Annotated in this window: 18 protein-coding genes; 5 read left to right on the top strand and 13 right to left on the bottom strand. The window is 72.3% G+C overall.

Features of this window, described 5'->3' with window-relative positions; genetic code table 11:
- Positions 1-1,014, top strand: coding sequence for an AAA family ATPase (locus ACWC5C_RS04305; protein ID WP_450873562.1), 1,014 nt, complete (start codon positions 1-3; stop codon positions 1,012-1,014).
- Entirely contained in the window at positions 1,014-4,553 is a 3,540-nt protein-coding gene (locus tag ACWC5C_RS04300) for an SAV_2336 N-terminal domain-related protein (RefSeq protein ID WP_450873560.1), read from the top strand. Before ACWC5C_RS04305 ends, ACWC5C_RS04300 begins: the two co-directional genes overlap by 1 nt.
- Here the strand turns inward: ACWC5C_RS04300 and ACWC5C_RS04295 are convergent.
- Positions 4,541-5,875, bottom strand: coding sequence for an MGH1-like glycoside hydrolase domain-containing protein (locus ACWC5C_RS04295; protein WP_450873558.1), 1,335 nt, complete (start codon positions 5,873-5,875; stop codon positions 4,541-4,543). The genes ACWC5C_RS04300 and ACWC5C_RS04295 overlap by 13 nt on opposite strands.
- A 491-nt stretch (positions 5,876-6,366) precedes the next feature.
- On the opposite strand from ACWC5C_RS04295, the gene ppdK reads away from it, so the two are divergent.
- On the top strand, positions 6,367-9,093 hold the full coding sequence (gene ppdK, locus ACWC5C_RS04290; RefSeq protein ID WP_450873556.1) for a pyruvate, phosphate dikinase: 2,727 nt from the start codon (positions 6,367-6,369) through the stop codon (positions 9,091-9,093).
- Between the two features lie 134 nt (positions 9,094-9,227).
- Here the strand turns inward: ppdK and ACWC5C_RS04285 are convergent, their stop codons facing one another.
- Entirely contained in the window at positions 9,228-10,067 is an 840-nt protein-coding gene (locus ACWC5C_RS04285) for a class I SAM-dependent methyltransferase (protein WP_450873554.1), read from the bottom strand.
- A 390-nt stretch (positions 10,068-10,457) separates the two neighbouring features.
- On the opposite strand from ACWC5C_RS04285, the gene ACWC5C_RS04280 reads away from it, so the two are divergent.
- A complete protein-coding gene (locus tag ACWC5C_RS04280; protein WP_450873552.1) occupies positions 10,458-11,546 on the top strand; it encodes an ArsR/SmtB family transcription factor in 1,089 nt (362 codons plus the stop codon).
- On the opposite strand, the gene ACWC5C_RS04275 is transcribed toward ACWC5C_RS04280, so the two are convergent.
- The 10 genes from ACWC5C_RS04275 to ACWC5C_RS04230 form a co-directional block, all read right to left on the bottom strand.
- Positions 11,504-12,370 carry a carbohydrate ABC transporter permease gene (locus tag ACWC5C_RS04275; protein ID WP_450873550.1) on the bottom strand — a complete coding sequence of 289 codons (867 nt, stop codon included), beginning with the start codon at positions 12,368-12,370 and terminating at the stop codon, positions 11,504-11,506. The two genes, ACWC5C_RS04280 and ACWC5C_RS04275, sit on opposite strands and share 43 nt — an antisense overlap.
- A complete protein-coding gene (locus tag ACWC5C_RS04270) occupies positions 12,370-13,284 on the bottom strand; it encodes a carbohydrate ABC transporter permease (protein WP_450873548.1) in 915 nt (304 codons plus the stop codon). Before ACWC5C_RS04270 ends, ACWC5C_RS04275 begins: the two co-directional genes overlap by 1 nt.
- Complete coding sequence (locus tag ACWC5C_RS04265; RefSeq protein WP_450873546.1) at positions 13,284-14,555, bottom strand: ABC transporter substrate-binding protein; 1,272 nt, start codon at positions 14,553-14,555, stop codon at positions 13,284-13,286. The genes ACWC5C_RS04270 and ACWC5C_RS04265 overlap by 1 nt, the downstream gene beginning before the upstream one ends.
- Before the next feature lie 97 nt (positions 14,556-14,652).
- On the bottom strand, positions 14,653-15,819 hold the full coding sequence (pcaDC, locus tag ACWC5C_RS04260) for a bifunctional 3-oxoadipate enol-lactonase/4-carboxymuconolactone decarboxylase PcaDC (protein ID WP_450873544.1): 1,167 nt from the start codon (positions 15,817-15,819) through the stop codon (positions 14,653-14,655).
- Positions 15,820-16,433: 614 nt separating this feature from the next.
- Positions 16,434-17,729, bottom strand: coding sequence for a 3-carboxy-cis,cis-muconate cycloisomerase (gene pcaB / locus ACWC5C_RS04255; protein WP_450873542.1), 1,296 nt, complete (start codon positions 17,727-17,729; stop codon positions 16,434-16,436).
- Positions 17,716-18,300: a protocatechuate 3,4-dioxygenase subunit alpha gene (gene pcaG, locus ACWC5C_RS04250; RefSeq protein ID WP_450873540.1), complete on the bottom strand. Its 585-nt coding sequence runs from the start codon at positions 18,298-18,300 to the stop codon at positions 17,716-17,718. Before pcaG ends, pcaB begins: the two co-directional genes overlap by 14 nt.
- On the bottom strand, positions 18,300-19,067 hold the full coding sequence (pcaH, locus tag ACWC5C_RS04245; RefSeq protein ID WP_450873539.1) for a protocatechuate 3,4-dioxygenase subunit beta: 768 nt from the start codon (positions 19,065-19,067) through the stop codon (positions 18,300-18,302). The genes pcaG and pcaH overlap by 1 nt, the downstream gene beginning before the upstream one ends.
- A 47-nt stretch (positions 19,068-19,114) precedes the next feature.
- Positions 19,115-20,317: a thiolase family protein gene (locus tag ACWC5C_RS04240; RefSeq protein ID WP_450873992.1), complete on the bottom strand. Its 1,203-nt coding sequence runs from the start codon at positions 20,315-20,317 to the stop codon at positions 19,115-19,117.
- Positions 20,317-21,093 carry a CoA-transferase subunit beta gene (locus ACWC5C_RS04235; protein ID WP_450873537.1) on the bottom strand — a complete coding sequence of 259 codons (777 nt, stop codon included), beginning with the start codon at positions 21,091-21,093 and terminating at the stop codon, positions 20,317-20,319. Before ACWC5C_RS04235 ends, ACWC5C_RS04240 begins: the two co-directional genes overlap by 1 nt.
- Positions 21,090-21,911 carry a CoA transferase subunit A gene (locus tag ACWC5C_RS04230; RefSeq protein ID WP_450873535.1) on the bottom strand — a complete coding sequence of 274 codons (822 nt, stop codon included), beginning with the start codon at positions 21,909-21,911 and terminating at the stop codon, positions 21,090-21,092. Before ACWC5C_RS04230 ends, ACWC5C_RS04235 begins: the two co-directional genes overlap by 4 nt.
- A 198-nt stretch (positions 21,912-22,109) precedes the next feature.
- Between ACWC5C_RS04230 and ACWC5C_RS04225 the strand changes: the two genes are divergently transcribed.
- Positions 22,110-22,547: a MarR family winged helix-turn-helix transcriptional regulator gene (locus ACWC5C_RS04225; protein ID WP_385435997.1), complete on the top strand. Its 438-nt coding sequence runs from the start codon at positions 22,110-22,112 to the stop codon at positions 22,545-22,547.
- 34 nt (positions 22,548-22,581) lie between these two features.
- Here ACWC5C_RS04225 and ACWC5C_RS04220 read toward each other — a convergent pair whose 3' ends face one another.
- Complete coding sequence (locus tag ACWC5C_RS04220; RefSeq protein ID WP_450873532.1) at positions 22,582-23,400, bottom strand: IclR family transcriptional regulator; 819 nt, start codon at positions 23,398-23,400, stop codon at positions 22,582-22,584.
- Positions 23,401-23,538: the final 138 nt, after the last annotated feature.

Raw genomic sequence — 23,538 nt, 5'->3', positions numbered from 1 at the left:
ATGGCACAGGACTGGAGGCTCTTCCAGGGCGGCGACACCGAGCCCCACGACGTGGAGACCTGGCCCACCGCCCCGCCGTGGCGGCGCTTCGGCGACGACGCGCGGCGCCGGGGCGAGGGGCGGGGCCGAGGCGAGGGGCGGGGCCGAGGCGAGGGGCGGGGCCGAGGCGAGGGGCGGGGGCTGCCGTATCTGATCACCGACGAGGACCGCGACGTCGTCAACATGGCGCTGCATCTGCACCGCCCACTGCTGGTCACCGGCCGCCCCGGCACCGGCAAGTCGACCCTGGCCCACGCCATCGCCCGCGAACTGAAGCTGGGCGAGGTGCTGCACTGGCCGGTCAACAGCCGCTCCACGCTCACCGAGGGCCTCTACTCGTACGACGCGGTGGGCCGACTGCGCGAAGTCTCCCTCAAGCGGCGCGCCGACGAGAGCCCCGGAACCGAGCCGGACATCGGCGACTATCTGCGGCTCGGCCCGCTCGGCACCGCGCTCCTGCCGACCGGCACACCGCGCGTTCTGCTCGTGGACGAGCTGGACAAGGGCGATGTCGACCTGCCCAATGACCTCCTCACCGTCTTCGAGGAGGGCGAGTTCGAGATCCCGGAGCTGGCCCGTCTGGGGGAGGGGAAGACGGTCCAGGTGCAGACGGCCGGTTCCCGGGTGAAGGCCGGGATCACCAGCGGCTGGGTCAGCTGCCGCGTCTTCCCCGTCGTCGTCATCACCAGCAACGGCGAGCGTGAGTTCCCTCCGGCGTTTCTGCGCCGCTGCGTACGGCTCGACCTCAAGCAACCCGATGAGCGGCAGCTCCAGCAGATCGTCACCATGCACCTGGGCGAGGAGGTCGGCGCGCGGGCGCGGGAGCTGATCGCCGACTTCGTGGCCCGGCGGAACGAACGAGAGCTGGCCACCGACCAACTCCTCAATGCGGTCCGCCTGCGTTCCACCGGGGTGCGGGTCGACCAGGACGTCCTCGACAAGCTGTTCCGCTCGCTGAACGAAGTCGACGCGTAATGATCGAGCGGCTGTGCGCCCTGTTGGAGGACGCGGGGGTCGACCTCTCCCAGGAGGAGCTGTGCGACGTCCTGTGGTTCGCCGCGACCACGGCCCCGGCGCGGGCCGAGGGCGACGGCGAGGAGCGGACGCCGCCCCCGGGCACGACCGGCCCCGCCCCCGGCGCCGCCGACGGCGACGACGAGGGGGAGGACGCCCGGCGCCCGCCCGCCGGAGCGCACACCGCGGCTGAACCCGAGCCCGGCCCCCTCGCCCCCGCCGGGTTCTACGCCGCGGGCGCCGCCCGTTCCACCGAGGCCCGCCCGGCGCGCGGCGTCGGCGTCCGGGGCGTACGGGCGCTGCCCACGGCGCGCGGGCTGTCCCGCGCGCTGCGACCGCTGCGGCGGAGCGTGCCGTCGCGCACGTCCTTCCGCGTCGACGAGGCCGCCACCGCCGAGTGGATCGCCGAAACCGGTCTGCCGGACGTGGTGCTGCGCCCCCGCCCGGAGCGCTGGCTGAGCGTCGCGCTCATCGTGGACGACGGCCCGTCGATGGTCCTGTGGCAGCAGCTCGCCGCCGAGGTGCGCGGACTGCTGGAACGGCAGGGCACCTTCCGCTCCGTACGGACCTACGGGCTGGACAGCGCTCAGGACGCCCGACCGGCGCCCGGGCACGAACCCCAACCGCTGCTCACGACCCGCCCCTACGCCCCCGGCGCCCCGCGCCGCACCGCGCGCCAGCTGACCGACATCTCCGGCCGCACCCTGATGCTGGTCCTCTCGGACGGGGTGGGCCCGGGGTGGCGCAGCGGCGCGATTCCGCGTCTGCTGCGCCGCTGGGCCCGCCACTCGCCGGTGGCGGTCCTCCAACCGCTGCCCGCGCGCATGTGGCCGGAGCGCGGCATGCCCACGCAGCGGCTGCTGGTCGACGCGGGCGGCTGGGAGGGCGCGCCATGCCGTGCGCTGTCCGTGCGCCACCCGGTGCTTCCGCGCGGCTTGGTGTCGTACGACGGCAAGACACCGGTACCCGTGCTGGAGCTGGCCGAGGGCGAGCTGGGCGCCTGGGCGGCGCTCACCGGCACGGGCACGGGCACGGGCGGGGGCAGCGCGGCGCTGCCGGTGATGCTGCTGGACGGGGCGGAGAAGCCGGTGGCCGCGCAGGCCACCGCCCATGTCCCCGAGCCGACGGCCGAGGAGCGGCTGCGCCGCTTCCGGGGCGCCGCCTCGCCCGAGGCCCAGCGGCTGGCCGGGGCGCTGGCCACCGTCCATCCGCTGACGCTGCCGGTGATGCGGCTGATCCACCAGGCGGGCGCGGGCCGTGGGGAGCGCTTCCACCCGGCGCAGCTGGCCGAGGTGTTCCTCGGCGGGCTGCTGCGGAGGCGGGCGGGCGGCGCGGAGGAGTACGCGTTCCACCCGGGGGTCGCGGATCTCCTGCTGGACGCGGTCCGGACCTCGGACGCGCTGGAAACGGCGGCGCAGGTCACCGAGTTCCTGCTGCGCCGCCAGGGCAGCGGCCCCGAGTTCCGCGCCCGGCTCTCCGGCGACCACGGCGACTCCCACGTCGCCGAGGAGGCCCGCCCCTTCGCGGCGGCCTCCCCGGAGCTGCTGCAGCGGCTGGGGCTGCGGGACGAGGAGCGATACGAGAGCCCGGAGCCGCCGCGGCCGCCGTCCCCGCCCGAGCCGACGCTCCCGGTCCCCGATCTCACCGTTCGCTCCCATGTGTCGGAGCGCGTCCAGCCGCCGTTCCTCGCCCTGGTGCGCCGGATCGCGGCCGACGAGAGGATGACGGTGCCGGTGGGCGTATGGGTCGACCTGTTGCTGGCGGAGGCGGAGGACCGGGACGAGAAGTCCGGCTGGCTCGGGGTCCGGCGACTGCCCGGGCTGGCCGAGGCGCTGACCGAGAGCGGATGGCGGGACTACGCGGACGAACTGCACGGCACGATCCTGGAACAGCTTCCCGAGGTGTCGGCCGGAGAGGAGCTGGAGTCGCGCACCCTGCGTGGTCATCTGGCCCTCGCGCTGAACAAGCTGGGCGAGCACGAGGAGGCCGAGCACCATCTGAGCGCGGTGGTCGACATCTCGGGCCGGCTGCACGGGAGGGACCACGAGTACACGCTGAACGCGCGCAGCCACCTGGCCTCCCTGCTCGAAGACGCCGGGCGGGAGCAGGACGCGGAGGAGGAGCGCCGCACGCTCATCGACGCGCATCTTCGCAGCCCCGATGACCGGCGCGGGCTTGTCGCGGGACTCCGGGTGAGCCGTGGCCGCATGCTGATGGCGCTGGGGCGCCCGGAGGAGGCCGAGCGGGAGTTCCGCGTCGCACAGGAGGAGTTGGGGGAACTCAAGGGTCGGGCGCACCGGGACACGGTCAATGCCAGGGTGTGGCTGTCCAACGCGCTGGCGCAGCTCGGACAGTATGACGAGGCGGAGTTGGAGAGCCGGGCGGCCGTCGCGGACTGCGCACCCTCGGAAGAGGGAGGTCTCCCCGCGTGGGCCAACGCCGTCTTCAGGCTGGCGCATCTCCTGGGAGAGCGGGGTCGGGAGGAGGAGGCCGAGGAGCTGTGGCGGGAGGCGGCCGACCGGTTGGGGGACGGACTCGGTACGGAGCACCAGCGGACCCTGAACGCGGCGCACTGGCACATCACCGTGCTGCGCGATCTGGAACGCTACGAAGAGGCTCAGGCCGAGGTCGCGGCGCTGATCGACGTGTCAGACCGGACCCGTGGGGAGCGGCACGTCAATTCCTTCGAGGCGCGCCGTCTGCGGGCGATGCTCCTGGCCGATCAGGGCAGAAACGAAGAGTCGGAAGCGGCGTTCCGGGGCCTTCTGGCGATGCAGACCGACGTGCTGGGCGGGGAGCATTTCAGCACCCTGACCACGCGGCACGGCCTGGGGGTCTGCCTGGCCGAGGCCAAGCGATATGAGGAAGCGCTGGCGGAGTTCACCGCGGTGCTGCGAGACCGGACCGACACTCTGGGGGCCGAAGCGGCGGTGACGCTCGTGACCCGGTACTGCCGCGCGAACGCGTTGAGCGACCTCGGCCGACTGGAGGAGGCCGAGGCCGAGTACCGCGCGATCATGGGGGCGGAGGCGCGGGTGCGGGGGCCGGACGACCCCGGCACCCTGCTGACCCATCGGATGCTGGCCGACCTGCTGCGGAACCAGAAGCGCTACGCGGAGGCCGAGGTGGAGTACCGGCATGTGGCCGAGGGGCGGGCGCGGGTCCTGGGGCCCGAGGCCGAGGACACGCTGTCGGCCCGGCACAGCCTCGGCAATGTGCTGGGCAAGCTGGGCCGCTACGCGGAGGCGGAAGCGGAGAACCGCGCGACGGCCGAGCTGCGGACGCGCGCCCTCGGGGCCGAGGATTCCGCCACCTTGTGGACCCGCCACAACCTGGGCATCGCCCTCAAGGGGCTCGGACGCCTCGACGAGGCCGAGGCCGAGTGGCGCGCGGTGCTGGAGGCGAGTGAACGGGTGCTGGGCGACGACCACAGATGCACCCGGCTGACCCGCACGGCGCTCGCCCGGCTCCGGGCGGCCGATGACGATCAGGCGCCCTGATCCGCCGCCACCGCCACCGCCAGGTCGAGCGCCAGCGCCGCCGTCCAGCTGAAGTCCCGGGTGCCGCGTGCCTCCTCCGTGTACGGGTCGACGTACTCGGCGAACCCGGTCGCGGCGGCCGCCTCCACGGCCGCGTCCCGCAGCGCGTCCGCCTCGTCCGCCGCGCCGTGGAGCCGCAGGCCGCGCTCCAGCAGCCAGTTGACGTTGAACCAGGCGGGGCCGCGCCAGTAGCGGGACGGGTCGAAGGCGTGGCCGCGCAGGTCGTAGCTGGGCACCAGGCGCACCGAGGTGCCCAGCCCGAAGTGCTCGCCCGCCGCCGTGCGGAGCAGCGCGCCGACCGTGGCCCGGGGCAGCTCCGGGACGAGCAGCGGCAGCAGGCCCGCCGCGCTCCGCTCGGGGATCAGGCCGCCGCCCACCACATCGCGGCACAGGAACAGCCCGGCGGCCGGGTCCCAGAGGCGGTCCAGCAGGGCGGCCGTCAGCCGGGCGGCCCGGGCGCGATGCGGCCGGGGGTCCGCGCCGAGGTGCTGGGCGATCTCGGCCAGGGCGTGTTCTGAGGCGATGAGCAGGGCGTTGACGCCCGGGTCCTCGACGGCGAAGGCGTGGGCGCCGGGGCGGTCCTCGTAGCCCCCGTCCCGGTAGTCCGCCGCGAGCCGTACGTAGCGCCCGTAGTCCAGGTCCGTCGGACGGTCGGCGGCCGCGCCATGGTCGAGGTCGGCGCGGCGGAACGCCTCCGGCGGGACGGGCTCGACGCGGGCCAGCGGGGCGTCCCAGCAGGGGCTGTTGTCCATGCCCGGCTCCCAGGGATGGACCACCGACACCAGCCCGCCGCCGCCCAGATCGCGCCGGTCGGTCAGATAGCGGTGCCAGGCGGCGAGCCGGGGATACGTACGGGCCAGGAAGCCGGACCGTACCGAGGCGCGCGGGTCGGCGCGGTGGACGAGCAGACAGGCGAGCGCGTGCACCGGGGGCTGGACGATCCCGGAGGTCGCGACGCCGGTGCCTGCTGGGGACGGGCGCCAGAAGTCCGGCTGCCAGAAGTCCGGGCCCGGGAAGTAGGCGCCCGGCGGCACCGCCGGGTTGTACACGATGTGGGGGATCCGTCCGTCGCCCCACTGGGCCCTGAGCAGGGTTTCCAGTTCCCGCTGGGCGCGGCGTACCGAAAGATGACGCGATCCGATCGCGATGAACGCCGAATCCCAGCTCCACTGGTGCGGATAGAGCGCGCGGGAGGGGACCGTGGAGGAGCCGGTCCAGTTCTCGTCGAGGACGCGCCGCGCGCCGGGCACCACCTGCGCGAGCGCGGGCCGGGCGCTGGTCACGGGCCCTCCTCGTCATCGCCCATGCGGGCACGATACCGGGCCCGCGACGGCGCTCACCTGCGAATCGCTCATCTGAGCGACACCCCTCTCGTCGCGTCCAAGGAGTGAGACGAGGCACCCTGGAGGGGGGTGATTCTCGCCACTCTGATCACCCCCTCGCTCAGATGAGCGGATGAACGGAGGTGGTCCGGCGGTCGTCCGTTGTGCTCACCTCCTCAATGCATGGCACTCAGTGCCACGCTCTCAATGTTCGAGCCCTCGAACCAGTAATAACGGAAAGTAGCGAATGGCCGCCGCCTCACATGCGTGGCGTGTGCATGCGTTCGACTCTTGAAGGAGTGACCCGCGCCACTCCCTATCCCGGCGCACTTTCGAACACGTGGCAGGCGGGTGGTTACAGCCCGATGACGGTGGAGTGGACATACTCAGGAGCCTTCGATCTGGGTACGCTCCCCGCCGTCAGGGCAGCCGAGCCGAGGAGATCGAGTCCCGTGCCGGAAACACAAGATCAGCAGAAGTTCGTTTACGACTTCACCGAGGGCAACAAGGATCTCAAGGACCTCCTCGGCGGGAAGGGAGCGAACCTCGCCGAGATGACCAATCTCGGTCTCCCCGTGCCACCGGGATTCACCATCACCACCGAGGCCTGCAAGGTCTACCTCGACAGCGGTACCGAGCCCGCGGCCCTCCGCGACGAGGTGAGTGCGCACCTCGAAGCCCTTGAGGGGAAGATGGGCAAGAAGCTCGGCCAGGCCGACGACCCGCTCCTGGTATCCGTACGCTCCGGCGCGAAGTTCTCGATGCCCGGGATGATGGACACCGTCCTCAACATCGGCCTCTCCGACGAGTCCGTCGCCGGGCTCGCCGCGCAGGCGGGCGACGACCGGTTCGCGTGGGACTCCTACCGCCGCCTGATCCAGATGTTCGGCAAGACCGTGCTGGGCGTGAACGGCGACCTCTTCGAGGAGGCCATCGACGCGGCCAAGCAGGCCAAGGGCGTCACCGTCGACATCGACCTCGACGCCGCCGACCTCAAGAAGCTGGTCACCGAGTTCAAGGCGATCGTCTCCCAGGAGACCGGCCGCAGCTTCCCGCAGGAGCCGCGCGAGCAGATGGACCTCGCCGTACGGGCCGTCTTCGACTCCTGGAACGGCGACCGCGCCAAGCTCTACCGCCGCCAGGAGCGCATTCCGCACGACCTGGGCACCGCGGTCAACATCTGCTCCATGGTCTTCGGCAACCTCGGCCCCGACTCGGGCACCGGCGTCGCCTTCACCCGCGACCCGGCCAGCGGCCACCAGGGCGTCTACGGCGACTACCTGCAGAACGCGCAGGGCGAGGACGTCGTCGCGGGCATCCGCAACACCGTTCCGCTCGCCGACCTGGAGCAGATCGACAAGCGCTCGTACGACGAGCTGATGCAGATCATGGAAACGCTCGAAACGCACTACAAGGACCTGTGCGACATCGAGTTCACCATCGAGAGCGGCAAGCTGTGGATGCTGCAGACCCGGGTCGGCAAGCGCACCGCCGGTGCCGCCTTCCGGATCGCCACCCAGCTGGTCGACCAGGGCCTGATCGACGAGGCCGAGGCGCTGCGCCGGGTCAACGGCGCGCAGCTCGCGCAGCTGATGTTCCCGCGCTTCGACGAGGAGGCCGCGGCGGGCGACGCCGTACGGAAGATCGGGCGCGGCATCGCCGCCTCCCCGGGCGCCGCCGTCGGCAAGGCCGTCTTCGACTCGTACACGGCCGTCAAGTGGTCCCGCTCCGGCGAGAAGGTCATCCTCATCCGCCGCGAGACCAACCCCGACGACCTGGACGGCATGATCGCCGCCGAGGGCATCCTCACCTCGCGCGGCGGCAAGACCTCGCACGCCGCCGTCGTCGCCCGCGGCATGGGCAAGACCTGTGTGTGCGGCGCCGAGGACCTGGAGGTCGACACCAAGCGCCGCCGCATGATCGTGCCGAGCGCGGACGGCAAGGACGACCTGGTCATCGAGGAGGGCGACGTCGTCTCGATCGACGGCTCCTCCGGCAAGGTCTACCTCGGCGAGGTCCCGGTCGTCCCGTCCCCGGTGGTCGAGTACTTCGAGGGCCGGATGCACGCGGGCGCCGACGACGCCGACGAGCTGGTCGCCGCCGTGCACCGGATCATGGCGTACGCGGACCGGGTCCGCCGCCTGCGGGTCCGCGCCAACGCGGACAACGCCGAGGACGCCGCCCGCGCCCGCCGCTTCGGCGCCCAGGGCATCGGGCTGTGCCGCACCGAGCACATGTTCCTCGGCGAGCGCCGCGAGATGGTCGAGCGGCTGATCCTCGCCCACGGCGAGGAGGAGCGCGACGCCGCCCTCGGCGAGCTGCTGCCGCTCCAGAAGAAGGACTTCGTGGAGCTGTTCGAGGCGATGGACGGGCTGCCCGTCACCGTCCGGCTGCTCGACCCGCCGCTGCACGAGTTCCTGCCCGACATCACCGAGCTGTCGGTGCGCGTCGCGCTCGCCGAGTCCCGCAAGGACCACAACGAGAACGACCTCCGGCTCCTCCAGGCCGTCCACCGGCTGCACGAGCAGAACCCGATGCTGGGCCTGCGCGGCGTACGCCTCGGCCTCGTCATCCCCGGCCTGTTCGCCATGCAGGTCCGGGCCATCGCCGAGGCCGCCGCCGCCCGCCGCAACGCCAAGGGCGACCCGCGCGCCGAGATCATGATCCCGCTCGTCGGCACCGTCCAGGAGCTGGAGATCGTCCGCGAGGAGGCCGAGCAGGTCATCGCCGAGGTCGAGCGCGCCCACGGCGTGGACCTCAAGCTCTCCCTCGGCACCATGATCGAACTGCCCCGGGCCGCGCTGACCGCCGCTCAGATCGCCGAGTCCGCCGACTTCTTCTCCTTCGGCACCAACGACCTCACCCAGACCGTGTGGGGCTTCTCCCGCGACGACGTCGAGGCCAGCTTCTTCACCGCCTACCTGGAGAAGGGCATCTTCGGCGTCAGCCCCTTCGAGACCATCGACAAGGACGGCGTCGGCGCCCTGGTCCGCGACGCAGCCCGGGCCGGACGGGCCACCCGCCCCGACCTCAAGCTCGGCGTCTGCGGCGAGCACGGCGGCGACCCGGAGTCCGTCCACTTCTTCCACGAGGTGGGCCTGGACTACGTCTCCTGCTCCCCGTTCCGCATCCCCGTAGCCCGCCTGGAGTCGGGCCGCGCGGCGGCCAACGGCCGCTGACGGCGGGCGCGGACCGATAAGGCCACCGGGGCCCAGCCGGGACCACCCACCCTCACCCGGCACCCGGCCCCGGATCTCAAAGGGGGCGGCACCTTGTGCGGAGGTGCCGCCCCCTTCACTTGCGCCGGGGAGGCTCACCGGCTGCGGGAGACTCCCAGTTCGATGAGGTAGCGCTTGGTCACCTGGCCGCCGTAGCGGCCGTCGATCAGGTTCGCGATGCAGTCCAGCAGGCCGTTTCTGGCGGGGGCCGGGAGGGCTCGGTGGCCGGAGTAGGTGCGCAGGACGTCCAGGTAGGCCGAGGTGGTGTACGTGAGGTCCTGTTCGTAGCGGCGGAAGGTCGTGGCGGCGAAGCGGCCGCTTCGGGCCACTTCCGCCGCGTGGTCCGAGCCGTCGATGTCGGCGGCTTCGGGAGGGCGGAGGCCGGGTGGGGTTTCCGGGTCGAAGCGCTCGTAGCAGCGCTGGACCTCGACGAAGAACTCCTCGGTGCCGCCGCGCACATGCTGGCTGCGGACCACGGCGAGTGCGCCGCCCGGGCGCAGGGCGTCGGCGGCCTTGGTGATGCGTACCGCCGGGTCGATCCAGTGGAACGCCGTCGCCGAGACGACCACGTCGAACGGTTCCTCCGGCAGCGGCCAGCTCTCGAACTCGGCCGTCACCACCTCCACCGCCGAGGCCCCGGCCAGGTTGCAGCGGGCGACGGCGGCCATGTGCGGGCCCGCCTCGACGGCCGTGATCCGGCAGCCCCGCCCGGCCAGCGGGACCGTCGCCTGGCCGGTCCCGCAGCCGACCTCCAGGACGCGGCTGCCGGGGCCGGTGCCCGCGAGTTCCATGAGGTCGTCGTACAGCTCCGGCGGGTAGCCGGGCCTGGCCCGGTCGTACAGCTCCGCGTCCTCGTCGAACGTCCGGCTCAGGCGCGCGCGCCGGGACTCCTCGGGGCGGTCGTCGCGCCGGGCGGGCGTGGGGTTGTCGGGCATGAGGAGGAGGGTAGCCGCAGCATGCACGACGGAACGGCTGAAGGGACGGCACCTTTGTGCGGAGGTGCCGCCCCCTCTCACTCCCCCCACGGGAGCCGTTGCCGCCCGGCATCGGATCGGGCGGCAACAAGTGCCCTGTCGCCGTCGCACACTCGTCACCCCCCACGGGAACGAGCAATACGGCCCAGAGCACCGCCTGTTGAATTACGGACTGACGTCGGGAGCGTTTCCCCGGCGCGTCCGGTTTTCCCGGAGAACAGCTTTCCTCTTGGACGGGGTGTAGCGCTCCCCCTTTCACATCTGGCCAAAAGGGCATGGTCACTGACCGTGCCACCGTGCATACTCAACGGTGGTCGGGGGGCCGGTCACCATGTCACTTGTGAGGGTCTGGTGCTACGTGTTCATTTCAGTGAACTCGATCTGGCCCGGCTGCGGATGGCAGTCCGCCCGGACGCGCTCTGGGAGACCGTTTTAAGTTTCCACCGGTTGCGGGAGAACCGGGCGGAGACCGTATACGGGGAATGGCGCTCGGAGGCGCGTAACCGACTCAACGGCGAAGGGCGGCTGCTGGCGCCGCTCATTCCCTCGCGGGGCTATTTCCCCGACTTCCTGACGCCCGCCGAAGGCGTAATCGGGTGCGACGCCGCCATGGACGCGCTGCACGCGACCCCCGCCGAGCGGCTGTACTCCGAAATCGACCGGCTGCCCTCGGCCCGGACCCTCCCGGGATGGATACGCGGCCTGGCCCAGGGCGAACGGCGGCCGCTGGACCGGTTGGTGGGCGTGCTGCGCTCCTATCACGAGGCCGCCGTCGCGCCGTACTGGCCGCATATCCAGGCCCGTATCGAGGCGGACCGGGCGGCCCGTGGCCGGGCCCTGCTCGACGGGGGCGCCGACGGGCTGCTGGCCTCGCTGCCGCCGACCATGCGCTGGCGGGCGCCCGTACTGGAGGTGGACTACCCCGTCGACCGGGACCTGGAGCTGCGCGGGCGGGGGCTGTTGCTGCTGCCCTCGTTCTTCTGCCGCAGGACCCCGGTGACGTATCTCAACCCGGAGCTGACCCCGGTGCTGGTGTATCCGGTCGAGCACGCCCGCGGCGGCGCCCCGGCCCAGCCGCGGGCCGGTATCGTGCCCGCGGTCGCCGCCCCCGCCGCGCCGGGCCGGGCCGGGTCGCTCGGCAAGCTCGTCGGGCACACCCGCTCGGCCGTGCTGCTGGAGGTCGGCGGCGGCTGTACGACGAGCGAACTCGCCCGCCGGGTCGGCGTATCGCTCGCGTCGGCCAGCCAGCACGCCAGCGTGCTGCGCGAGGCGGGGCTCGTCCACACGCTGCGCCAGGGCGGCGCCGTTCTGCACACCCTCACCCCGCTGGGCGCCGCCCTGCTGCGCGGCGGTGTCCCATTGGCGCCGTCGCGGGGCGTGGGGCGTCAGTCGGGGCGTCAGTCGTCGATGCCGGAACGCTCGACGCCCGCGACGATGTAGCGCTGGAGGAAGAGAAAGACGACCAGCAGCGGCACGATCGACACCGCGGCCGCCACGAACAGCTCGTGGAGGTTGACGCTCTGGGCCGTGGTGAACGTCGACAGCGCGACCTGGACCGTCCACGCCTCCCGGTCCTGGCCGATGACCAGCGGCCACAGGAAGGCGTTCCAGGCGCCGATGAAGACGATCGTGCCGACCGCCGCGAAGACCGGCCGCGCGTTCGGCACCACGACCAGCCAGTACGTACGCCAGTAGCCGAGCCCGTCCACCCGCGCCGCGTCCTCCAGCTCCTTCGGGAAGCCCAGGAAGTACTGGCGGAAGATGAACGCCGCGACCGCGCTGAACAGCGTCGGGACGACGAGGCCGCGCAGCGTGGAGATCCAGCCCAGCGAGCTGACCAGCACGAAGCTGGGGACGAAGGTGACCGCGGCCGGGACCATGAGGGTGCCGAGGATGTAGTAAAAGACGGCGTCGGCGTGGCGGTACGGGATACGGGCCAGCCCGTACCCGGCGAGGGAGGCGAGCAGCACGGTGCCGAGGGTGGTGAGGACGGCGATCAGGGAGGAGTTGAGCAGCGCGTGCGCCATCGGCACGTTGGGATCGTCGAACAGCTCGCTGACGTTCGACCAGTGCAGCTCGCTGGGGAAGAGCGTCCAGTCGGGCGAGGTGATGTCCGCCTCGCTGGACAGGCCGTTGCGTACGAGGAGATAGAACGGGATCAGGAACAGCAGCGCGAGGGCGATCAGGAGGACCAGCCGGACCGCGCGTCCCGCGCTGACCAGGGCGTCCCGTACGTCGCGCGGGTGCTCCGCGTTTCGGCGCATCAGTCCTCCTTCCGGCCCAGGCCGAACCAGCGCGCCTGGATCACCGTCACCACCGCGATGATCAGCGCCAGGATCACCGCGCCCGCGCTGCCGAGGCCCAGGTTCTGCCCCTGCCCGAGCGCTGTGTAGTAGAGGTAGACCAGCGGCGGGCGGGCGTACGGCGGATAGCCGCGCGAGTCGGCCAGCAGGTTGTAGAACTCGTCGAACGCCTGGAACGCGTTGATCACCAGCAGCAGCACCACCGCGACCGATGTCGCCCGCAGCTGCGGAAACGTGATGTGCCGGAACACCTGCCACCCCGGCCGCGCCCCGTCCACGGCGGCCGCCTCGTACAGCCGTGGCGAGACGCGCTGCAGCCCGGCCAGGAACAGCACCATGTAGAAGCCCGCCTGGAGCCACAGCCGCACGGTGACGATCACCAGCCAGTACCAGGGCGGCTCTGTGGTCGACAGCCAGGCGATCTGATCGGCGCCGAACCAGCCGAGGACGGTGTTGGCCAGCCCGAACCGCACCCCGTTGAAGATCGACATCTTCCAGATCAGCGCCGCCACGACATAACTGCACGCGACGGGAAGGAAGAACACCGACCGGAAGAACGCCTGCGCGCGGGGCAGCCGGTTCACCATCAGCGCGAGGGAGAGCGAGAGGACGTACGTCGCCGGGACGATGAAGGCCGTGAAGACGAGGAACGTCACCAGGCTGCCGGTGAACGCGTCGTCGCGCAGCATCGCCGTGTAGTTGTCGAGCCCGACGAAGCGGGTGGGCGAGACCGTGTTGTGCGCGTCGAAGAAGCTGAGGTAGGCGCTCCAGGCGAGCGGGACGTAGGTGAAGAGGGTCAGACCGAGGGCGAAGGGACCGACGAAGATCCAGAACCAGAGCGTGCGGTTACGGCGACCCGTCAGCTTGCCCGGCATCACCGCTTCTTCTGCGGGCTCTGTACGCGGCGCAGTTCTGAGGTGGTTTTACGGACCACCGTCCGCAGCTCGCTCTCCGGGTTCGCGCCGCCCTTGATGACGCGGCTCAGCGCGTCCTGGTACGCCACCTTGCTCGCCGGTGTCCACAGCAGCGGCTCGGCGTGGCCGTGCTCGGTGGCGAACCGCACCGCTTCGCCCGCCGCGCCTTGCCGCAGCTTGGCGGCCTTATGCGCGAGCGAGATCCGGGCCGGGATGTGGAAGCCGTAGGTGAGCGCGAAGTCCTCCTGATACTCCGTCTTCTCCACCCACAGCCACTTCACGAACGCCTTCGCCAGCGCCTTGTGTTGGCTACGGGCGCTCACCGCCGCCCCGTACGCCCCCACCGGCACCGCGGGCCTCCCGTGCGCGCCGTCCTTGGGGAACGGCAGCACCCCGAAGTCGTCCCCCAGCGCCTTCTTGACCTGCGGCAGCGCCCAGAGCCCCGACCACTGCATGGCCGTCAGCCCCTGGGTGAAGGCTGCCGGGTCCGACCAGTCCGACGGCGCCCCCAGCAGCAGCGACTTCTCCGCGTACAGCTGGCGCAGCTTGGAGAGCGCGCGGGCGGCGGCCGGGTCGTCGAAGCCGACCTTTCCGTCCTCGGTGATCAGCTCCAGACCGGCGGCGTGCAGCGGCGTCCCGCCGAGGACGCCGGGTCCGCCGTCGTTGCCCAGGAACAGCCCCTTGATGCTTTTCGTGGTGAGCTTCTTCGCCGCGTCGACCAGCGCGTCCAGGGTGCGGGGCGGCTCCACCCCGGCGTCCTCCAGCATGCTGGTGCGGTAGTAGAGGAGCTGCATGTCCACTACTTGCGGGATGGCCCAGATCTTGCCCTCGTAGGTCTTGGGCGCGAGGACGGCCGGGTTGATGTCGTCCTTCGCCTCCTTGAGGAGGTCGGTGAGGTCGACCACCTGCCCGCCCTGGATCTGGTCCAGGGTCGGCCCGTTGACCTCGAAGACGTCCGGCCCGGATTTGGTGAGCAGGGCGGCGGCCGTCTGCTGGTCGTAGTTGCCCGGCCGCCACTGGACCTCGACGTGTGCGTCGTCGAAGGCGTCCGCGTAGCGTTTCACGGCTTGTTCGGTGCCGGGTTCGCCGTACTGGTGATACCACTGCGACAGGGTCGGTTTGCCCTTGTCGTCCCCGTCGCGGCCGGTGTTGGACCCGCACCCGGCCGCCGCCGCCCCGGCGAGGACGAGGCCGCCGCCGGTGCCGAGCAGTCTCCTACGGCTGATGGACATATGGCCGAGCCCCCTCGATGCCGGTGTGTCTGTATCGCCGTCAGACTCAACGATCAACGATGGGGTGGGATTACGACAGGTGGGTTGCGGCCGTATATCAACTGTCGTTGTCGATCTCGTCGAAGACGCGCTGGGCGGTCGCGAACGCCGAGTTGGCCGCCGGGACGCCGCAGTAGATCGCGCTCTGCAGGAGTACTTCGCCGATTTCGTCGCGGGTGAGGCCGTTGGTGAGCGCTGAGCGGATGTGCATGGCCAGTTCGGTGTCGTGGCCGTGGGCGATGAGCGCGGTGAGGGTGATGGCGCTGCGCATACGGCGGTCCAGGCCGTCGCCGGTCCAGATCTCGCCCCAGGCGTAGCGGGTGATGAAGTCCTGGAAGCGGGCGGTGAACGGGGTCGTACGGGCCACCGCGCGGTCCACATGGGCGTCGCCGAGGACGGCGCGGCGGACGGCCATTCCGGCGGCGTGGCGGGAGGCGTCGTCCGTTTTCTCTTGCGCGAAGTGGGTGACCAGGGCCGAGGTGACTTGCTCCGGGCGCTCCACCCCTGCCAGGTGGGCCGCGTGGGCGACCTCCACCAGGCTCGCGCCCTGGATCGCGTCAGCGATTTCGCGGGCGTGCGGGGGAGGGGTGGCCGGGTCGTCGCGGCCCGCGATGACCAGGGTGGGGGTGGTGATGGTGGGGAGTGCGGTGCGTACGTCGTAGTCGGCGAGGGCGTCGCAGCAGGCGGCGTAGCCGGTGGGGTCGGTGTCGCGCAGGTCCTGGAGCAGGGCGCGGCCGCGGGGCGTTTCGGCGAAGGTGTGGGAGAACCAGAGGCCAGGGCGGCTGGCCACCATCGCCTCTGTGCCCTGTTCGCGTACGAGCTTCGCTCGGTCTCGCCAGACGGGGGGCTCGGCGAAGTGTGCCGAGGAGCAGATGACGGCTAGGGAGGTGATGCGGTCGGGGTGGTGGGTGGCGAGGTGCAGGCCGACGGCGCCGCCGATGGAGATGCCTGCGTAGGCGAAGCGGTGCCAGTTGTTCGCGTCGGCGAGGCGGAGGACGTGGGTGGCCAGGTCGGCGATGGTGGCGCTGCCGTCGGTGGGGAGTGCGGTGGCGGGGGACGCGCCGTGGCCTGGGAGGTCCCAGCGCAGGACGCGGTGGGTGCGGGCGAGGGCGGGGAGTTGGGGTTCCCAGACGGCTAGGGATGTGCCGATGGAGGGGCCGAGGATGAGGGGTGGGGCGGTGGTGGGGCCGTCCAGGGTGGTGTGGAGTTCCGGGGTGTGGGGCACGGTTTGCTCTCCGGGGTGCGGGTCTGTGGGTTGGTTGTGGCCGGTGTTTGTTCCCCACCCCGCCCCTTCCCGAACCAAGGGCACCGCCCCTGGACCCCGGGACTTCGCCGCCCGGGCGCGGGCCGGTGGGCGGGTGGCCACGGCCGGTGGGACCCGGGGTTTCGTTGCCGAGTGCGGGCCGGTGGGTGGGTTGTGCCCACCCGTTCCTCCCCCAGCTACCGCTGGGAGGTGCCCCCTCTGCGGAACGATTGCCCACAACGGGTGCGGAGTGGCGGGGATGCTCGCCCCGCCGGGGCGCCACAGGCCCCGGGGCAGCCTGCCGGACCGCCGACGCGGGGCTCGCGGATGCGGCCTGTCCCCACCGCGTCCGGCGGTTGGGGCGGAGATGTCCCACCTCCCAGCCCCTCCGGCGTTTGAGGAGCGGGGGTTTGGGGGCGGAGATGTCCCACCTCCCAGCCCCTCCGGCGCTTGAGGAGCGGGGTCCGGGGCGGAGCCCCGTGGGGTCCGGGGCTTGCCCCGGTTTCGGGAAGGGGCGGGGTGGGGCAGGACCGCCGGAGGCCTTGCGGCGCCCGGTGGGGGCCGGGGCGTGCCCCGGTGTGGGGAATCGGCGGGGCTCAGGCTTGGGCATGGCGGCGTAGGGCTCGGTCTACCAGGGTGGGGGCTTCGCCTACGTAGGTGGTGGGGTTGAGCAGGTCGCGTAGGTGGTGTGGGGGGAGGACGTTGTGGAGGGCTTCGGCTAGGGGCTTGGACTCTTGGGCCGCCTGCGTCAGCAGGGCCTTCGCTCGGGCGCGGCCCACCACCGGGGCAAGTGCGGCGATGAGGCGTTCGCTCACGATCAGACCGTCCGTCAGGCGCAGGTTCGCCGCCATGCGGTCAGGGAAGACCCGCAGCCCGGAGGCGAGTTCCGCGGCGTCGCGGGCGGCGCCGCCCGCGAGCCGTAGCAGGTCCCGCAAGGGCTGCCACTCGGCGTGCCACGCCCCACCGGGGCGTTCGTCCTCGGCGGCGAGCGCGCCGAACAGCGTGGCGGCCAGGCCCGGGGCCTGGCGGGCGGCGGAGGCGATGAGGGTGGCGCGCACCGGGTTGGACTTGTGCGGCATCGCGGACGAGCCCCCGCCCGCCCCCTCCGCCACCTCGCCGATCTCCGTACGGGAGAGAGTCAGTACGTCGGCGGCCAGCTTCCCCAGCACGCCGACGGTGAAGGCGAGCGCCGAGCCCAGGTCGGCGACGGGCGTGCGGAGGGTGTGCCACGGCAGGTCGGGTTCGGCGAGGCCGGTTTCCGCCGCGAAGCGGGCCAGCAGCGGAATGCCGTCGTCGAAGGCGGCCAGCGTGCCCGCCGCACCGCCCAGTTGGGCCACCGGCCGCAGGACAAAAAGCCGGTCGCGGGCGTCCAATACCAGCGACCGCCAGCCCGCCGCCTTGAGCCCGAAGGTCGTAGGGACCGCGTGCTGGGTGAGCGTACGGCCCGGCATGGGCGTGGCGCGGTGGGCGGCGGCGAGCCGCGCCAGCTCCGCCGCCGTACGGTCGAGGTCGGCGACGATCAGCGGCAGGGCGCGGGCCGCGACCAGCATGGTGGCGGTGTCCACGATGTCCTGGCTGGTCGCACCCCGGTGGACGTACGCCGCGGCGGCACCGTCCGTACGGGCCACCGCCGCCGTGAGGTCGGCGACCAGCGGGATGACGGGGTTGCCGCCGGAACGGGCCCGCTCGGCGAGGTCGCGTACGTCGTACAGCCCGGCGCGCGCCGCGTCCGTCACCACGGCCGCCGCGTCGGCCGGGGCCAGCGCCCGGGCGAGGGCGGCCTCGGCGTCGAGCATGGCCTGGAGGAAGGCCGTATCGCCGGTGGCGGACTCGACCGCCGAGCCGACCCGCGCGGGGGCGAGCAGTCCAACGTCGTCGCTAGCTGAACTCAAGGAAAACCGTCTCTCCCTCACCCTGTAGCCGGATGTCGAAGCGGTACGTCCCCGGCTGGGCCTCCGCCGTCGCCACCAGCGTCTCCCGGCGCGCTGGATCCAGCGCGGCGAGGAGCGGGTCGGCGGCGCCCGGCCGCGCCGCGTCCTCGGGGAGGTACAGGCGCGTGTAGAGGTGGTGCAGCAGCCCCCGCGCGTGGACGCACACGCTGATGTACGGGACGGCGGCGGGGGCGCCGGGGCGCAGCGTACGGGCCGTCCAGTGGCCGTCGGCGTCGGTGGCGACGCGCCCGAAGCCGGTGAAGTCGACGCCGTTGCGCCCGGCGAAACCGCCGGTCACCGGGTCGCGGCGCATCGAGCCGGGCGCTCCGGACAGCGAGCCGTCCGGGCCTGCCTGCCACAGCTCGATCAGCGCGTCGGGGACGGGCGCGCCCGCGCCGTCGTGGACGCGGCCGTGCACGGTGATGGCGTCGGGGTGGCCCGTGGGGGCGAGGTCCCCGCCGCCGGGGAAGGGGAGCGCGTAGCCGTAGAAGGGGCCGACGGTGTGGGACGGGGTGGGGGAGAGCTGGGGCATCAGCGGCCTTCCTCGATCCAGGTGGCCGACGGCCCGTCCAGCACGATGTCCCAGCGGTAGCCCAGCGACCACTCCGGCTGGGACAGCGCGTGGTCGTAGGTGGCCACGAGCCGCTGCCGCGCCGATTCGTCCGTCACGGACTGGAGGATCGGGTCGTAGGCGAAGAGCGGATCGCCGGGGAAGTACATCTGGGTGATGAGGCGCTGGGTGAACGCCGTACCGAAGAGGGAGAAGTGGAGGTGCGCCGGTCGCCACGCGTTCTCGTGGTTGCGCCACGGATAGGCGCCGGGCTTGATGGTGGTGAAGCGGTACGAGCCGTCGTCGCCGGTCAACGTCCGTCCGACGCCGGTGAAGTTGGGGTCGAGGGGCGCCGGGTGCTGGTCGCGGAGGTGGGCGTAGCGACCGGCCGCGTTGGCCTGCCACAGCTCGATGAGCTGGCCGCGCACCGGCCGTCCGTGGCTGTCCAGCAGCCGCCCGGAGACGGTGATGCGCTCGCCGAGCGGTTCGCCCGGGTGCTGGATGGTGAGGTCGCTGTCGACGTCGGTGATGTCGGTGTGGCCGAAGACGGGCGTGTGCAGTTCGACGGTCTCGGGGTCGCCCTCCACCGCGACCAGCGGCTGCTTCGGGTGGCGCAGCAGGCTGCTGCGGTACGGGGCGAAGTCGCGCGCGGGGTGGTCGGCGGCGGGGGCGCCGTCGGCGCGCGCCTTGTCGTAGGCGGCGCGGCTGTCGGCGAGTTCGCGGTCGATGTCGGCTTGTGTGAGTGTCATGGGGAGCGTGCGCCTTACCTTTCGAGACGTACCTTCCGAAAAACGGGTTACCGCTCGAGTACGAGGGCGAGGCCCTGCCCGACGCCGATGCACAGGGACGCCACGCCCGTGCCCGAGCCCGCCGCGGCGAGCTGGTGGGCGACGGCTCCGGCGAGGCGGGCGCCGGAGGCGCCGAGGGGGTGGCCGATGGCGATGGCGCCGCCGCGCGGGTTGACCAGGGCGGGGTCGAGGCCGGGCCATTCGGCGAGGCAGCCGAGCGACTGGGCGGCGAAGGCCTCGTTCAGCTCCAGCGTGGTCAGGTCGGCGAAGGTACGGCCCGCCTTGGCGAGGGCGCGGCGTACGGCCTCGACCGGGCCGAGGCCGAAGTACTGCGGCTCGATGCCGGTGACGGCGGAGGCGCCGATGCGGGCCAGGGGCTCGCGTCCGGTGGCCTTGAGCCCCTCGTCGTCCACGAGCAGCAGGGCCGCGGCGCCGTCGTTGAGCGGGGAGGAGTTTCCGGCGGTGACGGTGCCCGTGTCCTTGGGCCGGAAGGCGGGCTTGAGCTTGGCCAGGGACTCCATCGAGGTGGTGTCGCGGATCGTCTCGTCGCGGGCGAGATCGGTGTCCGGGTACGGCAGCACCTCGGCCTCGTACGCGCCGTCCTTCCACGCCCGCGCCGCCTTCTCGTGGCTGGCCAGCGCGAACGCGTCCTGCGCGTCGCGGGTGATGCCGTGCTTGTCGGCGATCAGCTCGGCGCCCTCGCCGAGGGCGACGGTCCACTCGGGCGGCATATCGGGGTTGGTCATGCGCCAGCCGAGGGTGGTGGAGTACAGCTGCTGATGCCCGGCGGGGAACGCGCGCTCCGGCTTTTGCAGCACCCAGGGGGCGCGCGACATGGATTCCACGCCGCCCGCGAGCGCGATATGCGCGTCGCCGACGGCGATGGCGCGGGCCGCCTGCAGCACGGCCTCCAGGCCGGAGGCGCACAGCCGGTTGACGGTCGCGCCGGGCACGGTGACCGGGAGCCCGGCGAGCAGGACGGCCATCCGTGCCACGTCGCGGTTGTCCTCGCCCGCGCCGTTCGCGTTGCCGAGGTAGACGTCGTCGATACGGGCCGGGTCGAGCGCGGGCGTACGGGCGACCAGGCCGCGCAGGACATGCGCGGCGAGGTCGTCGGGGCGCACCCCCGCGAGCGCGCCGCCGTACTTGCCGATGGGTGTGCGGACGGCGTCCACGATGTACACGTCACGCAGGGCGGGCGATGCGGGCATCATGCGTCCTTTCCTGCGGCCTTGAGGGCGCGGAGGGCGGCCAGTTCGCCGGGGGTCGGTGGCTCGGTGGTGGTCACGGTGTCGGCGACCGCCAACTCCCAGCTGGTGGCGGCCCGTACCTGCTCGACGGTGACGCCCGGGTGCAGCTCGGTCAGCGTCAGTTCGGCGGTGGCCGGGTCGGGGCGCAGCACGCCGAGGTCGGTGATGACGGCGACCGGGCCCGCGCCGGGCATGCCGAGCTTGGTGCGGTCGCCGGGGCCGCTGCCGTGGCCCATGGTGGTGACGAAGTCGAGCTTCTGGACGAAGTTGCGGGTGGAGTGGCGCAGCACCATCAGTACCTGGCCGCAGTTGGAGGCGATCTCGGGGGCGCCGCCCGCGCCGGGCAGACGGCCCTCGGGCTTGTCCGGGCCACGGTCCACGAGGGTGGTGTTGATGTTGGCGTAGCGGTCGACCTGGGCGGCGCCGAGGAAGCCCACGTCGATCCGGCCGCCCTGGAGCCAGTAGTTGAACATCTCGGGCACCGGGACCACGGAGTCGGCGGTCTCGGCGAGTTCGCCGTCGCCGATGGACAGCGGGAGCCGGGTCGGCTTGGAGCCGATGGTGCCGGACTCGTAGATGAGGACCAGACCGGGGTTGACGGTGGCGCGGGCGAGGTTGGCGGCGGTGCTGGGCAGGCCGATGCCGACGAAGCAGGTCTTGGCCCCGGCGAGCGCGCGGGCGGCGTTGACCTCCATCAGCTCGTCGCGCGTGAAGTCTCCGGCAGGGGTTTCGGTCATCGGACGGCAGCCTTCTCGGTACGCACGTTCTCCTCGATCCACTGCGTGAACGCCTCGCGGTCCCGGGCGATCGGGTCCCATGCCTGGTAGAAGCCGTTGTCGCGCACCGAGTACCCGGTGGCGTACGAGGGGTGCGCCCCGCCGGGGACGACCGATACGGCGTCGATCACCCAGGTCGGCAGGACGATCCCGCCGGGCCGTGGCTCCAGCTCCTCGACGATCTCCTCGACCGTCACCAGCACCCGGTTCGCCGCGAGCGCGGCTTCCTTCTGCACCCCGGTCAGCCCCCACAGCTGGACGTTGCCCGCGCGGTCGGCCTGCTGGGCGTGGATCACGGTGACATCCGGATTGAGCGCGGCGACGGCGGCCAGCTCCTCACCGGTGAAGGGGCAGGTGACGGTGGAGATGGTGTCCGTACGGGTCGGAATGTCGCTGCCCCGGTAGCCGCGCAGCACGGCGAACGGCAGCTTGGACGCGCCCGCCACATAGCGGTTCGCCATGCCCGCGTGGCTGTGCTCGTCCAGCTCCAGGGGTCGGGGCCAGCCGTTCTCGACGGCGTCGCGGAAGCGGTGCAGCGAGCCGACGCCGGGGTTTCCGCCCCAGGAGAAGACCAGCTTGCGGACCAGCCCGGCGCCGATGAGCTGGTCGTAGACGACGTCGGGGGTCATGCGGACGAGGGTGAGGTCGGTGATGCCCTGGCGGATGACCTCGTGCGCGGCGGCGTACGGGATCAGGTGGGTGAACCCCTCCATCGCGACGGTGTCCCCGTCGTGGATGAGGTCCGCCACGGCGTCGTGCAGGCTTCGAATGTCGGCCATCGTCACTCCGCGGTGATCGCACACGGTTTCGGAATGCTCAGTGTGCTGACTATTTTCTTGCCGGTCTCGAACGCTCCCATCGCTCGGGGCGCTCGTCAAGGGAGTCTAGGACGAAGATGGGCCGCTCGACACTGGTGCTTCCACAGGGCAGAATCGTTCAGTACACGAACCAAAGGCGGGGCGCCGGGAGGTCAGGGCATGGGTGCGGTCGATCTCAATACTCACCCCGGGCATCTGGCCCGCCGACTTCAGCAGGCCCACTCGCTGCTGTGGGGCGCGATGGTGTCCGAGGAGACCACGTCGCCGCAGTTCGCGGTACTCAACGCGCTGGTCGAGAAGCCGGACATCGACCAGCGCACCCTGAGCGAACACGTCCACCTGGACCGTTCCACGATCGCCGACGTGGTCGCCCGGCTCGGCCGCCGAGGCCTCCTGGAGCGGGTCCGCGACCCGCGCGACGGGCGCCGCAACGTCCTCAAGCTCACCGACGAGGGCGTCCGGCTGCACCGGAAGCTGGTGACGCGGACGGCGCGGATGAACCGGGTGTTCCTGGCGCCACTGGATGAGAGCGAGCGGGAGCTGCTGCTCCGGCTGATCGGGCGGGTGGCGGACGCGGCGGAGGAGCTGCGGTCGTAGCCCCTGCCGCCGCTCTACGGCATGAACGTGCTGGTCAGCCCTCCGTCGGCAGCGCGCCCAGACCGCCCGCCACCGTACGGGCCGCGCTCGACAGCGAGGCCACGAACCTCGGCAGCCGCTCCGGCGTGAAGCGCGCCGACGGGCCGCCGAAGGAGAGCGCCGCGACCACCTCGCCGCCCCGCCCCCGGACCGGGACGGCCACCGAGGACAGCCCCTCCTCGTGCTCGCCGTGGCTGACCGCGTACCCCTGCCGGGCCGTCTCCGCCGCCCAGCGGCGCAGCGTATCGGCGTGGGCCGGGCCGTTCGGGGAGCGGCGGGCGATCCGGTCCAGGAGCGCGTCGTCGGCGCCGAGCAGCAGCACCTTGGAGGGACCGCCCGCCCAGAGCGGCAGCTCGTCCCCGACCTGCACGATGTGGCGCAGCGCCTGCGGCCCTTCCTCCTGGGCGACGCAGACGCGGTGCACATCGCGCCGTACGTACAGATGCACCGTCTCCCGGTGCTCGGCGGCCAGTTCGCGCAGGGCCCGCCGGGCCGGGGCGGGCAGCCGCCAGCCCTGGTCCGCCATGCGGACCCAGCGCAGGAAGGTGGGCCCGGCGGTGTAGCGGCCGTGTTCGTCGAGCCAGAGCAGCCCGTTGAGGCGCAGGGTCTGCAGGATGCGCAGGACGGTCGTCTTCGGCAGCCCGCTGGCCTCGACGATCTCGCGGATGGACAGGGCGGGGCGGTGCTCGCTGAAGAGGCCGAGGATGTCGATGGCCCGCTGGACCGTCCGCATGCCGCCATTGCCGCCGCCACCGTCACTCACATGGCTGCCGTCGCCGGTCCCCGTGTCGTCCGACGCCCCGCCCTTGCCCATGCCGCCACTCCTCGCACCGGTCCGCCGGCTGGTCCACCGACGGCCCCAGTATGGGCCCGGGTCCGCTGCGCGGACCAACGCCTCAGTGGCGGCGGGGGCGTCCGGGCACGTCAGAGCGGTACCCGGGGGCGCGGGTCG

The organism is Streptomyces sp. NPDC001700 (assembly GCF_053596435.1).
This window is presented reverse-complemented; position numbering and strand designations above follow the sequence as displayed.